Source organism: Psychrobacter sp. AOP7-C1-14 (genome assembly GCF_052376135.1).
In the GTDB taxonomy this organism is placed as follows: Bacteria; Pseudomonadota; Gammaproteobacteria; order Pseudomonadales; family Moraxellaceae; genus Psychrobacter.
Window position 1 is genome coordinate 134,742 of record NZ_JBQSVH010000001.1, and the last position, 15,056, is coordinate 149,797.

At 41.6% G+C, this 15,056-nt stretch carries 14 protein-coding genes; 5 read left to right on the plus strand and 9 right to left on the minus strand.

The window, feature by feature from the left end; all coding sequences use genetic code 11:
* Nucleotides 1–111 precede the first annotated feature (111 nt).
* Nucleotides 112–1,596 carry a coniferyl aldehyde dehydrogenase gene (locus tag ACT3QN_RS00545; RefSeq protein WP_444521982.1) on the minus strand — a complete coding sequence of 495 codons (1,485 nt, stop codon included), beginning with the start codon at nt 1,594–1,596 and terminating at the stop codon, nt 112–114.
* Between the two features lie 396 nt (nt 1,597–1,992).
* Here ACT3QN_RS00545 and lipB point away from each other — a divergent pair, with 396 nt between their 5' ends.
* The 3 genes from lipB (at nt 1,993) to ACT3QN_RS00560 (ending at nt 4,159) form a co-directional block, all read left to right on the plus strand.
* Nucleotides 1,993–2,811 (plus strand): lipoyl(octanoyl) transferase LipB, encoded by an 819-nt coding sequence (gene lipB / locus ACT3QN_RS00550; protein ID WP_444521981.1) that lies wholly within the window; start codon nt 1,993–1,995, stop codon nt 2,809–2,811.
* Nucleotides 2,812–3,005: 194 nt separating this feature from the next.
* On the plus strand, nt 3,006–3,536 hold the full coding sequence (locus ACT3QN_RS00555; RefSeq protein WP_290177799.1) for an inorganic diphosphatase: 531 nt from the start codon (nt 3,006–3,008) through the stop codon (nt 3,534–3,536).
* Nucleotides 3,537–3,694: 158 nt separating this feature from the next.
* A complete protein-coding gene (locus ACT3QN_RS00560) occupies nt 3,695–4,159 on the plus strand; it encodes a hypothetical protein (RefSeq protein ID WP_444521980.1) in 465 nt (154 codons plus the stop codon).
* A 172-nt stretch (nt 4,160–4,331) separates the two neighbouring features.
* Here the strand turns inward: ACT3QN_RS00560 and ACT3QN_RS00565 are convergent, their stop codons facing one another.
* The 5 genes from ACT3QN_RS00565 to ACT3QN_RS00585 all read right to left on the minus strand — a co-directional run bounded on the left by ACT3QN_RS00565 (nt 4,332) and on the right by ACT3QN_RS00585 (nt 9,210).
* Nucleotides 4,332–5,147: a sulfite exporter TauE/SafE family protein gene (locus ACT3QN_RS00565; protein ID WP_444521979.1), complete on the minus strand. Its 816-nt coding sequence runs from the start codon at nt 5,145–5,147 to the stop codon at nt 4,332–4,334.
* 68 nt (nt 5,148–5,215) lie between these two features.
* Nucleotides 5,216–5,719, minus strand: coding sequence for a flavin reductase (locus ACT3QN_RS00570; RefSeq protein ID WP_444521978.1), 504 nt, complete (start codon nt 5,717–5,719; stop codon nt 5,216–5,218).
* Nucleotides 5,720–5,928: 209 nt separating this feature from the next.
* Nucleotides 5,929–6,960, minus strand: coding sequence for a methionine synthase (locus ACT3QN_RS00575; protein WP_444521977.1), 1,032 nt, complete (start codon nt 6,958–6,960; stop codon nt 5,929–5,931).
* Nucleotides 6,961–6,988: 28 nt separating this feature from the next.
* Nucleotides 6,989–8,011, minus strand: coding sequence for a DUF1852 domain-containing protein (locus ACT3QN_RS00580; protein ID WP_444521976.1), 1,023 nt, complete (start codon nt 8,009–8,011; stop codon nt 6,989–6,991).
* Nucleotides 8,012–8,322: 311 nt separating this feature from the next.
* The gene (locus ACT3QN_RS00585; protein ID WP_444521975.1) at nt 8,323–9,210 is read right to left on the minus strand and encodes an SDR family NAD(P)-dependent oxidoreductase; all 888 of its coding nucleotides are present in this window, start codon (nt 9,208–9,210) and stop codon (nt 8,323–8,325) included.
* Between the two features lie 206 nt (nt 9,211–9,416).
* Here ACT3QN_RS00585 and ACT3QN_RS00590 point away from each other — a divergent pair, with 206 nt between their 5' ends.
* Nucleotides 9,417–9,776 (plus strand): DUF1622 domain-containing protein, encoded by a 360-nt coding sequence (locus ACT3QN_RS00590; RefSeq protein WP_444521974.1) that lies wholly within the window; start codon nt 9,417–9,419, stop codon nt 9,774–9,776.
* 26 nt (nt 9,777–9,802) lie between these two features.
* On the opposite strand, the gene dusB is transcribed toward ACT3QN_RS00590, so the two are convergent.
* The 3 genes from dusB to ACT3QN_RS00605 all read right to left on the minus strand — a co-directional run bounded on the left by dusB (nt 9,803) and on the right by ACT3QN_RS00605 (nt 13,774).
* Nucleotides 9,803–10,834, minus strand: coding sequence for a tRNA dihydrouridine synthase DusB (gene dusB, locus ACT3QN_RS00595; RefSeq protein WP_444521973.1), 1,032 nt, complete (start codon nt 10,832–10,834; stop codon nt 9,803–9,805).
* Between the two features lie 120 nt (nt 10,835–10,954).
* Nucleotides 10,955–13,000, minus strand: a complete 2,046-nt coding sequence (locus ACT3QN_RS00600; RefSeq protein ID WP_444521972.1) for a BCCT family transporter — start codon at nt 12,998–13,000, stop codon at nt 10,955–10,957.
* Between the two features lie 330 nt (nt 13,001–13,330).
* Entirely contained in the window at nt 13,331–13,774 is a 444-nt protein-coding gene (locus tag ACT3QN_RS00605; protein WP_444528713.1) for an HIT family protein, read from the minus strand.
* A gap of 233 nt (nt 13,775–14,007) precedes the next feature.
* On the opposite strand from ACT3QN_RS00605, the gene ACT3QN_RS00610 reads away from it, so the two are divergent.
* On the plus strand, nt 14,008–14,859 hold the full coding sequence (locus tag ACT3QN_RS00610) for a hypothetical protein (protein ID WP_444521970.1): 852 nt from the start codon (nt 14,008–14,010) through the stop codon (nt 14,857–14,859).
* Nucleotides 14,860–15,056: the final 197 nt, after the last annotated feature.

Below are 15,056 nucleotides of genomic sequence, written 5' to 3' on the forward strand. Positions count from 1 at the left end.
TGATATCGATTGACAAAGGTCACTACTCACCTTTGTAACTACAATAAACGTCTACTTCAAGAATGTTTATTTCAAAAAAAATTCTTTTAAGAGCGGTTATTTTAAAAATCATTATTTTAAGAATAATGCCATCGCCTTTTTAAACAATCCACCATAAGGCGGCAACAATAAATTTAGACCATTAAGTTTGGTTTGTACAAATACTGGCTTCATATGGCTGAGGCGTTCAAAGCCAGCCTTACCATGATAGGCACCTGTACCAGAGTCACCCACACCACCAAATGGCAAGTCGTGCTGAGCAACATGTATCAAAACTTCGTTGATACAAAGACCACCCGAGACCGTATTTTTGCGCACGTTTTCGATACTGCTATAGTTATCACTAAATATATATAGCGCCAATGGCCTTGGGCGCGAATTCACAAAGTAAATGGCATCATCAAGCGTCTCATAATGCATCAGCGGCAAAATCGGAGCAAAAATCTCGTTTTGCATGAGTTCACTATCAGGCGCAGGCTCGCTGACGATGACTGGTGGCATGAGACGGGTCTTTATATTGGCCTCGGCGGTAGTTAGCGCATGCATCTCACCATCTGTTAAAGCATCTAAATAGTCTTTTACCCGTTTAAACTGATCACTGTTAATGATGCGAGAATAGTCTGGATTTTCTTCAATATTAGGATAGTGTTTGGTCATCCACTCTTTTGCCAGCTGAATGAATTGATCATGATACTGACGCTGAATCAAGACATAATCTGGCGCAATACATGTCTGTCCAGCATTTAGCGTCTTACCCATCATTACTCGATTGACAACAGATTCTAGATTGGCATCATCTAGTACAATCACTGGTGATTTACCGCCAAGCTCAAGCGTCACTGGTGTCAAATTAGGCGCTGCTGCTGCCATCACCTTTTTGCCTACCGCAGTCGATCCTGTATATAGCAGATGATCAAACGGTAATTCACTAAAGGCGGCGGCAATTTTAACTTCACCGAGCACCACACAAATCATATCTGGTGAGAAATAACGAGCAACGGTATCAGCGAATGCCTGAGCAAATTGCGGTGCAGCCTCACTCATCTTGACCATGATTCTGTTACCCGCAGTCAGCGCGTCAATCATTGGTCCAATTGCCAAATACAGGGGATAATTCCAAGGCACCATAATACCGACCACACCCAATGGCTGTGGTTGAATTTCATTATGGGCTGGCATATATAATGCTGAAATAGGCGCACGATGTGTTTTCATCCACTTTTTGCCGTGTTTCTTGGCGTGGCTAATACCAGTAAAGCTAGGAAACAGCTCAGCAAACTGAGTCTCTGACTGACTACGATAGCCAAAGTCTGCGCTAATGGCTTTTGCAAAGCTTTCTTGATTATCACTCAGCATTACTTCGAGATTGTCTAGTTGCGTTGCACGAGTGCCCCAATCATTGATTGGTTGCGTACGACTTAATATCTGCAAGCGCAAAAACTGTGCTTTCATCTCATCGATAGTCGTTGCCGTACTTAGTGCTTCAGGCACACGCTGCAGCTCAAAACCTGTATCGGTCACTGCCTTCTCATGGGCGCTTTGGTTACTATCTGTCATTTGCCTTCCTTGTCATAGTCATAAGGTTTGTAGTCACTGCACTATATTTGGTTAGAAGCTCTATCTGTTTAGTCGGGTGCGCTCGTTGATAACCTGCTCTGACCATACATTTTCATCATATTCCATTTACCATACTTTAATGTAGCGCATCGACTGAGCAATGAACAGTACCTTTGGTCAACTAGTGCGTTTGTACTAGTAGCACCGCTATGAGTCACTTGGCGCTGTTATATACCTGTTATTTCATCGCCTATTGCCAAGCTATGTGTTATTAGCATTTACACCACTTGCAGACATTACGACAGTATATATCTTTGGGCGATAGTCGCCAAAACTGCTACACTACCGATGCGCATTATTTATTTTCAACTTGATAATAATAAGACAGATACTCTCATGCAAAATGACACACAACTCCTTAATGATACGCTTGTCAGAAAATCTCTCTCAGCGGCCGATTATGTCCCTACTCTCGATGCGATGCTGGCACGCACCCTCGAACGTATCGATCTAAAAAAACAACAAGGGCTGCGTACGCCTGATGAATTATGGATTGTCGATCATAACGATGTCTACACGCTTGGACAGGCAGGTAAAGAAGAACACATATTACAGCGTACTGACACGCCTATCATCAAGACCGATCGCGGTGGTCAGGTGACATGGCATGGTCATGGACAGTTAGTGATCTATTGGTTGTTTGATTTGGACAGTCTCAAATGGAGTGTGCGCAATCTCGTCTCTCACGCTGAGCAAGCGATCGAAGACGTCATCAATGACTGTTTGTGTAGCTCACCATCTAACAGTGATAATATCAGTGCACATGCGCGCCGTGATGCCCCTGGTGTCTATCTGTATGCCGATAATGCTGCAACAGACGACAGCACCACTATAGATAATAAATCTTTTGATAATAAGATTATGCTTGGAAAAATGGCCTCGCTAGGCTTCAAGATTAAGCATGGCTTTAGCTATCATGGTATTGCCATTAATTTAAATTGTGATTTATCTTCATTTAACGCCATCAATCCTTGTGGTTATGCAGGCATGCAAATGCTACGGCTGTCTGACTTTGTTAATATGCAAACAGAAGCACAAACCGAACAGCACACGAGTAATTCATTCAGCTATGAGGCAGTCACTCAAAAACTTATTGATAATATCGCCAAGCGCCATGCTGGACTGATTGAGTTACGAGCAATCGCACCCAAGTGAGTTTTGAGCCTATCTCTGCATAATCTTTTTTTGCATAATATCTTGCACGCTTAGACTTAAGCATTAAGAGAAAATTCATTACAAACTTGTTATAATCGCATGCAGTACAAATCGGACACAGCAACTATTCTTACTGTATCCCTAGCACGGCCCCTTATTCAAACATTTAAAACAAAAGCAAATCGGAGCATTTTATGGCAGATTTTAATAAAATTTTGGACGCAGGCGACGTAGATGGCGGCATCATCAACGTAGTAGTAGAAATCCCAGCTGGTAGCAGCCATAAAATTGAGTGGAATCGCGAATTAGCAGTATTTGAGCTTGACCGTATTGACCCACAGATTTTTGCCAAGCCTTGTAACTATGGTTTCATCCCACAAACACTTGACGAAGATGGCGATGAGCTTGACGTATTGCTATTGACTGAACAGCCACTACCGACTGGCATTTTCTTAAAAGCCAAAGTTATCGGTGTAATGAAGTTTGTTGATGATGGCGAAGTAGATGACAAAATCGTTGTTGTTCCTGCTGACGATCGCGACACAGGTAATGCTTATAATAGCTTAGAAGACCTACCAAAACAGTTAATCAATCAACTAGAGTTCCATTTCAGTCATTACAAAGACCTGAAAAAAGCTGGTACTACGGTTGTTGAATCTTGGGGTGACGTGAGCGAAGCCAAAGAAGTTATCAAAGAATCTATCCAACGTTGGAAAGATCTATAATTTATTAAATATTGGCAGAAATGCTGATAAAGATAAATAATAAAATACCGCCGTCACAATAGTGGCCGCGGTATTTTTTTGCTTGAACATCGCTTATCTAACATGGTTATAATAAGCATACTACTCATTCAAACTTATATGCCGTAATAAGGACAGTCATGTTTAACCCCGACCCTAGCGAAAAATCGGTCAATACAAAGTTGCCAAAAGACGTCATTATGATGATCGAAAAAAATAACCTCGTAATGGCTATTAAAACTTTGTCGGCAGACGAAAACATCAGCATGGATGAAGCCAAAAGCAGAATTGATGCTTATGAAACCCAGCTAAAGGTAAAGCAACAACAAAAACTCAATACGATCGCTAGCAAACAAGGTATTCCGAATGGCGCCATCAGTTTTGATAGAGAGCAAGAGGAAGATGAACCTGGGCCACTGGTAAAAAATCGCGTTAAGACTACCAAGAAAAACCAAGGTTTTAAGGGATTGCAAGATGGTGTCGACAATCAGCTAAATGATTTAGGCTATAAGAAATCTCTACTACCTTATTGGCTAAAACGACTGCTCGTGATTGCTCTCTTGATGATAGGGATGTTTTGGATATTGTGGCGAGTGTTTGGTTAAGCGAGTTAGCTAAATAAACGACTGAATAAACATATTTTTATAGATCTGCATACCGACTAGCGACAACTTAAGAATATAGCCAGTCAGTACGCTGGTCGATATACTAATCCAACCTCCTCACCTGAAATCTTTGACAGCATCCATTAATCTCAAATCAATTATAGCAAGTCACTTATACCAATCCTTTATATAGGAAGTAAAACCCGACGACAGTCAGTAACACCGCAAAACATTTTTTTAATAGCTGCGGTGATAATATATGAGCCACTTTCGCCCCTATCTTTGCAGTAAAAAAGCTCATGATACTAATGCCCAAAAAGGCATAGATGTGAACAAAACCAATTGTATTGGGCACATCTACTTGCTGCTTCATCCCAAAAAACATAAACCCTAATGCACCAGCAATCGCGATGGGTAGACCACAAGCGGCCGACGTACCAACCGCTTTTTGCATCACCACACCGTAGCGCGTGAGATAAGGTACGGTTAAGCTACCACCGCCGATGCCAAAAATGGCAGAAGCAATACCGATAACCCCACCTGCTGCCAGTTGCTTAGACTTTGAGGGTAATGCTGCGTGAGCGTTATTGACGCTGCTGGTTGTTTTCTTTTTGCCACCCCTAAACATTTTAAAGGCCACCCAAAGCAAAAACACACCGACGATGAGCTGAAGATATAACCCAGATATCTGCCCTGCTATCCCTGCTCCTAAAAAGCACCCTATCGCTAAACCAGGTGCTAGGTTTTTGAAGACAGGCCACATGACTGCGCCTTTTTTATTGTGCGCCATTAACGAGCTAATAGACGTCACAATAATAGTCGCAAGTGACGTACCTAACGCCAAATGCATGATATTGTCAGGACTATAACCCATCTGAGTAAAGACAATAAACAATAGTGGCACGATGATGGTTCCACCGCCCACACCAAAAAGCCCCGCAGCAAATCCTGCGAGGGCACCTATGACTAAAAAAATGATTAATTCCACGGGATAGTTACTTCTCAGATTGACGATGAATAGTTTGATGACCATTCGATAATGGCCGGATGATTGACTTAAGCGATATCCACTTGACCCACTCGAGAGTAAGCACGATTAAAGTAAACCAAGCTTTCTTCTTGTCCGTCTGATTGCTCAGATTTTTTGATGGCGACTACTCGGCACATAAACACACTGTGCGTGCCTACTTTCTGAATTTGCTCAATCTCACAGTCGAAACTGACCAATGCATCTTCTAGAATAGGAGAACCTGTTACTAACTGAGACCAAGCACCTTGTTTGAAGCGCTCTTCTGAATGTAATTTTGAGGCAAAAGCGTTAGAGACGGGTTCATGATGAGCGCCCAACACATTGACACACAATGTTTTATTTTCAACAAAATACGCATGCGACCGAGAGGTCTGGTTCATACAGACGAGCAAAGTTGGCGGTGTATCTGTGACACTGCATACTGCCGATGCTGTAAACCCATGAACGCCAGAGACACCTTCTGTGGTGACAACATTGACCGCAGTCGTTAACAAAGACATGGCATCTCTAAAATCGGTTGCTTCAATCATATCTTTAATCATTACTGAAATCCTGTGAAACGTTAAAAAATTGTGCTTCAATTTTAGTTTTGCAAAGGGAGATTCTGTAAATAGAATCTCCTCAACGACTGAACTTTAATAAGCATCATTCAAGTTAAAATTCTAGCCTACAAAATTTACCAGAGTTACCAATACCAAAGCCACCAATGCCAAATTTATATCAGTTTGTTTGATAAGCTCTACGCAGTCAGCTCTTGACGAACGATCTGTGCGCCTGCACCTAATGCCGCAAGCTTGCCACGAGCCACTTGGCGTGACAACGGTGCCATGCCGCAATTGGTGGCAGGATACAGCTTGTCAGCATCAACAAATTGTAATGCTTTACGTAGTGTGTTGGCCACTTCTTCTGGTGTCTCAATGGTATTGGTTGCCACATCAATGGCACCAACCATTACTTTTTTACCGCGAATCAATTCAATCAAATCCATTGGCACATGTGAGTTTTGACATTCAAGTGAGACAATATCAATCTTAGACTGTTGCAGCTGAGGAAAGGCCTTTTCATATTGACGCCATTCTGAACCCAGTGTCTTTTTCCAGTTATTATTGGCTTCGATACCATAACCGTAGCAAATATGTACTGCTGTTTCGCACTTTAGACCTTCAATAGCACGCTCTAAAGTAGCAATACCCCAGTCATTCACATCATCAAAGAACACATTAAATGCTGGTTCATCGAATTGGATAATATCAACACCAGTAGCCTCTAGCTCTTTTGCTTCTTGATTCAGGATTTTAGCAAATTCCCAAGCCAGTTTCTCACGACTTTTATAATGATCATCATACAGTGTATCAATCATCGTCATCGGCCCTGGCAAGGCCCATTTGATTGGCTGATTGGTCTGCTGACGTAAAAACTTGGCATCTTCTACAAATACTGGCTTTTGACGGCTCACCGCACCGACCACTGATGGCACACTCGCATCATAGCGATCGCGGATTTTGACCGTCTCACGATTTTCAAAATCAACACCATCGAGATGTTCGATAAACGTGGTCACGAAATGCTGACGAGTCTGCTCGCCATCGCTGACGATATCAATACCTGCATGTACTTGTTCTTGAAGAGACAAACGCAATGCATCTTGTTTGGCTTCAATCAACTGCTCGCCTTCTAAAGCCCAAGGTGACCAAATTTTTTCAGGTTCTGCCAGCCAAGACGGTTTCGGTAAGCTGCCAGCGGTTGATGTTGGTAATAATAGTTTTGTCATGGTTGTTTATCTTCTCTCGTGTGCTCGGTTAAGCAGCATATTTATTATTGGTTTGTTTTTTATCCGCTTGACTCTCAACGGTATAGCTTGCAGCCCATTCTTCAAGAATATCTTGGTATGGCTTGATAAATGTTTCTTCTGTAAACTTACCTTGTGTCACCGCCATTTGACTACGTTCGGCGCGGTCATAGACAACTTGGGTCAATGAATAGTCTTGATACTTTAGACTTGGTTGATACACTTGACCAGCATTTGAATTAGCATTGTAAATCTCAGGACGGTAGATTTTCTGGAAGGTTTCCATCGTACTAATCGCACTGATAAGCTCAAGATCGGTGTAATCACTTAGTAAATCACCTGCGAAATAAAAGGCTAATGGCGCAGCACTACCTTCAGGCTTGAAATAGCGTACGACTAAGCCCATTTTATAAAAATAGTCATCAGTTAATGAGTATTCGTCTTGCTTGTATTCAACACCCAATACAGGATGCTGGTTGGTAGTACGGTAGTAGGTTTTGCTGGTTGACACGCTCAGGCAAATCACTGGTTTTTTATTAAATTGCGCTTTGTATGCTTCTGAGTTTAATAAATATTGAAACAGTTTGCCGTGTAGCTCACCAAAATTATCTGGTGTTATTGACGCTAAGTTTTTGTCACGATGCTCTGGTAATACAATACTGAAATCATAATCACGCACGTAAGATGAGAAACTATTACCAATCATACCGTCGATACGCTTGTTTTCTTTATGATCTACAATTGTGGTTTTTAGCGTTTCGATAATAGGAAACGTATGACCATTGCCTTCAACATCCATATCGACAGAAATAATATCTACTTCAACAGAATAGCGGTCTGCTGTTGGGTTGTCCCAATGCGCCAATGCGTTAAAGCGGTTGTCTATCATTCTTAGCGTTTTGCGCAAGTTCTCCTGACGGTGCTCGCCGCGAGCCAAATTTGCGAAGTTAGTTGTCAAACGCGTGCTATCTGCAGGCTGATAGTTTTCGTCAAAACGAATGTGCTTGATTGAACAATTGAATTCTTTACTCATGGTGATTTGCTACCTTAATTATCTGAGATAAAATCAAATTTGTGTATGAGGTGAATCATACCGAAATCTAAACATGAATAAAAACGATACAATTTAAACATAAGATGAATTAAATTCATCTTAATAGAGGTACGGATAGAAACAGAATTGTATGGCGGAAGTCTTGAAGATTTATTTATTGAATAACTAATCATGTTCACTATACGTAACGAAGCAGTCTCTTATGCTGCTTGATGATATTTTTAGAGCATAAAAAAAAGGACACCGTAGTATCCTTATTATTCGAATTTGGTGCTGATAATAAACCTACTTTAATGATGCTCACCAGGAAGAATTTTAGCAAAAACACGCTGGGCAAAATTAGGTTTGCTATCAGTCGTTTGCGCAGCAGTTGAACTTGGAAAAATGCGATAGCCAATGGACTGCACGCCAACGTTGAAGGCGGGTACCAGCGAGTAAGTCGCCGATGCAAATTTACCCATATTACTAGCAATGCTATTCGGCTTGTGAACGATGGCTTTCGCTACCATCATTGCAGCGTCATCAGGCATCAATGCTGGCATATATCGATATAGTTTGGTTGGCGCAATCATTGGGGTGCGTACGAGTGGCATAAAAATATTGGTCACTTTGATATTATCGCCTTTGACTTCGGCAGCCAAACAGCGACTAAATGCATCCAAAGCTGCCTTTGATGCGACATATGCTGAAAATCGAGGGCTGTTTGCCAACACACCAATTGAAGATATATTCACGATTTGACCGGTTTGACGCCCAATCATAGTTGGCAAAAAACCAAGAACAATTTTGACCGCGCCAAAATAATTAATCTCCATGGTACGTTCAAAATCATGGAAACGGTTAACCGATTCATGTACTGAACGGCGAATCGAACGACCTGCATTGTTGACCAATACATCAACATGCTTAAAATCAGCCAGAATTTTTTCGCTGGTTTTTTCAATCTCATCCATATTGGTAAGGTCGCATGGATAGTAACTGGCCGCACCGCCAAGTGTTTCAATATTTTCTTTGACCATTTTTAACTTATCTGCAGTACGAGCCAGCAAAATAACATGCGCGCCGCACTCACTGAGCAAAAAAGCCGTACGCTCGCCGATACCACTTGAAGCGCCTGTAATGATAATATTTTTGCCTTTGACCGCTTTAGTGATTACTTTTTTCGAGAGACTGGCCATAAAAAGTCCTTTTTGTTTATTCTATCGTTATTAGTATTTGGTTATAGCATAGCAAAAAAACGTAGTATGGAGTGAACAAAACCATGGTAGGCGTGAGTTAACGGGACCTTTGTGAAAGTTCCTAGTCGTCATAAAGGCTTATGAATACAGTTTTAGTTTATGGCCAAATGCTATACTTTTTTGGTCAATTACGAGGAGTACCTGCTTTGATAGACACACTAACTCACTACATCGACTTAATTGCCAAAATTATCGAAGTCATTGGCGTACTTATTATGTTTTTTGGGCTATTTCTTGCTTTATATAAAGCCTTGCGAGCATCGGGTCATTTCAACAATGACACCTATATTGAGATCAGACAGACCGTAGGTAAGTCTATCTTGTTGGGTTTAGAAGTGCTGATTGCCGCTGATATCGTAGCTACAGTCGTCACTGAGCCATCGCTACGTAGCGTATTAGTGCTAGGTTTTATCGTACTGATTCGAACCTTTTTGAGCTTATCGCTACAAGTTGAACTAGAAGGCCGATTCCCTTGGCAGAATAAAAAATCGGCGTCTGATAAATAGTCTGACACATAAGACTTAAGCGATTACTATTCGTGTGCCTGCAAAAAAGTCTCGACTACTTTAAATTGTCCAGCGGTACTTTCTTCGCCATACATCGCCTGTCTAAAGGCGTTAGAGTTTGGAATACCTGTCGTATACCATGCAATATGTTTACGAGCGATACGGCAGCCTGAATACTCCCCATAAAAATCATAAAGCTCTTGTAAATGAGCAAGTACTATCTCTTTTATCTCACTAACACTTGGGGCTTCTAAGCACTCTCCAGTACGCAAAAAATGCTCAATATCACGAAATATCCATGGTTGTCCTTGTGCAGCCCGTCCAATCATCACCGCATCACAGCCTGTCATCTCATAGACGTGTTGGGCTTTTTGTGCGCTATCGATATCACCGTTGGCAATGACAGGAATACTGATACTTTCTTTGACTTCACGTATTAGCTCATAACGCGCATTACCTGTATACATGTCCTCGCGCGTACGTCCATGAATAGCAATCGCTGCAATACCTGCTTGCTCAGCACGGCGCGCCACACGCAAGATGTTTTCACGACCGTTTTCAAAGCCTAAACGTGTCTTTAGCGTGACAGGGGCATCTACCGCATTGACCGTTGCATCTAGCAAACGCGCGACCAAATCTTCATCTTGCAATAACGCAGAACCTGCTAGCTTACGACAAACCTTTTTGGCCGGACAGCCCATATTGATATCGATAATCTGTGCGCCGTTATCAATTTGATAACGGGCCGCTTCAGCCAGTTTATCAGGCTCTGCTCCTGCTATTTGTGCAGAAATAGGCGCAATTTCATTATCAAAATTGGCACGATACAAGGATTTTTTGCGCGCATAAAGAGCAGTATCAGCGATGATCATTTCACTGACCGCATGACCCGCGCCAAACGACTTACACAGTCGGCGAAAAGGGTTGTCTGTCACGCCTGCCATCGGAGCGACCATTAGACGGTTTTCAATCGTCAAGCCACCAATATTCAATGGCTGTAACAATGAATGGTTAGACGCTGGCAAAGACGTAGATACAACAGAAAAATCATTGGACATAAAAAACGGCTTGATTTGTAAGAAAAACAAGCCGTTATTCTAAGGAATCCTGTATTTATTGCAAGTTATTCATGTGAATAGCTTGCAATAATCATACTCGTTTTAGATACATTCAGTCCATTATTTATCAAGCACACTATCCTGCTCTAGCGTGATGTCATCATCATGCTCTTGCATGCGCCACGGTAGGCTATCAGGCGATACATTGAGGAAATGTAAATACTTCTCGAACTGATCAATAATGTCATTAATCACTGATTCTGATTTATAGCCATATAAATCATATGTTTGACCACCACGGCGTAGATACACTTCAGCTCGATGATGATGCTCTTGCGGCAAGGTATCTACGGTTTCTTCAGTATAATAGTCGGGCGCCTCATGCTCAGATAGGCGCACTTCATACCAAAACTCGACATCGTCACCACGTTGTAACTCGAGTACAGCACGGTTGTTGACCGCATCATAATTAACCTCAGTCGTCCAACCAGTTTCTGCAAATTTAGACGACACTTCCATCATCGATGGCATAACTACTTCTTTAATGTAACTCAATACCTTTTCAGGTGTCGGCTTGTCAGTCATATAATCGATACGCTCACGCCACGCTGATGGTTTGAGTAGATGCGGAGGCAATTTGTTGTTTTGATCAAGGCTCTGATTACGATGTCCTTCGATACGCAGCGCACGCCACATGCCAAACATTGAAATAAGAATAATAATGGCAAAAGGTAGCGCACTGACAATAGCTGCCGTTTGTAGCGCCGTTAGACCACCTGCAATGAGTAGTACCGCAGCTACAGCCCCTTCGGTCACTACCCAAAAGCTACGCTGCCACCATGGCGTATCACTACGACCGCCAGCCGCTAGCGAGTCGATCACCAATGAGCCAGAATCCGATGACGTCACAAAAAAGGTGATAATCAATAAAATGGTCAATGACGACACAAACTCAGTAAACGGTAGGTTTTCCAATAGTTTAAATAAAGCAATTGCTTGGTTGTTTTGTACTTCGCTGATTAACGAGGTATAACCGTCGACCATAATCATATGTAGCGCAGTATCACCAAACACCGAAAACCAGAAGAACGTGAAGAAAGTTGGTACAAGCATCACACCCAGTACGAACTCACGAATGGTACGGCCACGGCTAATTTTGGCAATAAACAGACCTACAAAAGGTGCCCATGCGATGGTCCATGCAAAAATAAACAAGGTCCAGCTACCGATCCAATTGCTGTTTTCGTACGCCTGTAAGCTAAAGGTGCGCTCAACGATATTACCCAAATAGCTACCTGTATTTTCCATAAAGGCATTTAAGATAAAAATAGTCGGACCAACAACAAATACGAACACCATCAACGCAGTTGCCAATAGCATATTTAGAATAGACAAGCGTTTAACACCCTTATCCATACCTGCTAACACCGATACCAGTGCTGCGGCTGTCACCAATGCAATAGCAATCACCTGTACAGTCGTATTCATCGGAATAATATCTGGCAATAGGTAATTTAGTCCCGCGTTAATTTGCGACACTGATAAACCAAGACTGGTAGCAATACCAAACATCGTGCCCAATATTGCAAACACATCGACCGTATGACCTATAGGGCCATGAATCTTGTCACCGATAATTGGATACAGCGTTGAGCGTATTGATAGCGGTAAACCATGTCGGAAAGCAAAATATGCCAACGATAAACCCACTACGCCATAAATCGCCCAAATATGAAAACCCCAGTGGAAATACGCAATTCGCATCGCCTCTTTTGCCGCGGCAATAGTTTGTGGTTCCGACATTGGCGGACTGGAAAAATGCATGACTGGTTCCGCTACACCATAAAACAGTAGCGCAATCCCGTAGCCTGCCGAAAATAACATAGCAAACCATTCGAGGAACTTATATTCCGCCTCGGCATGGTCAGGGCCCAGCTTAATACTGCCATAAGACGAAAATGCCAATACGATGATGAACATCAAAAATAATGCCACGGCCAACATATAAAACCAGCCGAATGTCTCTGTTGTGAAGGCAAGCACATCATTGAATAGCGCACCAGCTGCTTCAGGGTTGATTGCGGTACCAATGACCAACAGCATCATGATAATAGCTGCTGGTACAAATACCGGCAATAAAATAGTCGAACGAGGTAATTTACTCATGAAAGATAATATCCTCAAAAATTAGCAATGCCTTGTTATAAAAAATTATCGATTGGGGCAAAGATTAGAAAATGTGTGTGAACGTTTATAATAACTATCACACTCTTTGCTAAAACCCTAGTTAAGCGTTAAGTTAGTAACATGAATTTAAATAATGTTACATTATTCTTACTAAGGAAATAAAAAAGGCAGCTTGCTAGCTGCCTTCTGATTGTATATGTTCTATATTTCCATAATAAGAAAATAGTAAATAAACTAAAGTTGATAGACGTACTATCGTTTCTAGATGTAGGTATCTCTCTCTATTCGGTTCAAAAATACTCTATTTAGTTATTGAGCATCGATTGCTGCTACCAGTCGTTGTGCAATATCTACAAGCTCACCTTGATCAGCTTGTGTGACGGCATGGCGTCCTAACTCATGAATGCTTGAAGGGATCAGATGTATATGATAGTGAAACACAGTTTGCCCTGCTTGTGCCCCATTCAACTGCATTTGAATCACCCCTTCACGCTCAAATACTTTACGCTGTGCCTGCATGACTTTTTTGGACGTCATTAGTACCGCCGCAGCATATTCTGGTTCAAGGTCTTCCAAATCAAAGGCTTTTTGTTTAGGTATCACTAGTACATGGCCTTCAGCCTGCGGCATAATGTCCATAAAGGCGAGCGTTTTATCATCTTCATATACCTTATGATATGGAATATCGCCCTCTAGCATTTTGGCAAAAATATTATTGTCATCATAGGTGGTTTGTTGATTAGCTTCAGTCATTATTTTTTCCTTTAAGAGTTTTATTATTAGCCAATTAATAGCTCAATAGCTATCCAAAATAGATAAAAGCGTCTGTCATATAGTGGACGAAATATAAGTTTAGTACAAGTCAGTACGACAATCGAATTTGAAAAATATCAAGCCATATTCCAACTATGCTAGCTCACTATTTTATTGGCGGGCCATACCCTTAAAATGTTATATTAACCCTCTATTTTAATAACGCTATGTTTATGGATTTGCCTACTTTGCCAACCAATACATCAGATAACTCAAATAGCTTAAACAACTTAGATAGCTCAAATAACAGCACTGACGCTGTACTCGATGACGCAGTCCAAGTTTCTAGAGAGAATACCTCTGTGTCTGACAGCATTGCTTCAGAACACTCCGACTCAGTACAATCTAATCTTAAGTCTGAAAATATGACTCAAACCATCGATCCAAACGCGATCATATTAGCAGAAGCATTGACTGATAAAACCATCAGCTGGCAGATACATAATTGCAAAATTATCAAAAAAACTGTCACCCAAGACTTGCCACTATCTTTTCTGTATCACTATGACAGTTTAGATGATTCGATCAAGCAAACGCACTCTCTTACTCCTGAACTGCTGCTTAAATTTAATACGCCTATGTCAGCTCATGAGGCAGCTCAATTAATTGGTATTGATAAGGAGCTATTGACCAGTCCTTGGCATGTAAAAATTATCGGCTCGTTAGTGGTATTTAGTGAGGCATTGCAATTGGCGGTCAGGCTGCATTGGACCAATACAGGTAAGGAGACGCAGCAGGTATATACCAAAGATGCTGCGGATGCGATTACGGCAGCGTTCAAAGACTGGCAGTTTTTTGGTCGCGTAGACGTCCTCTACAAAAATAATAAGCAGACATTAATCAGCGTTGACGAGCAAAACCTCAATACGCAAGCATTATCTGCCGAATCACTGTTGACGATTGAGGCTAGTAGCGATTATCAGCAACTACAGGCTACCCATGCGCTCGCAACCATTGTGAAATTAGAAGCAGACAAGACCGATCTTCCTTGGTTTGAGAAAGCCATATTAGAACGTATCGAATAGACGTTTTGAATACCTGCTTTTTCGATCATTGCTTGTGATTATTAATTCACTGTTATTAGCATATTGTTTTTAGTTATTCATATCTAATGGTATGGTAACGAATTAGTATTATTCACTAGTACTCACTCTCTATAAAAAGCACACTATCCCTATTAGAACTGAGGGTGCACATTTTAACAACCCCGCCTATTTGTAAG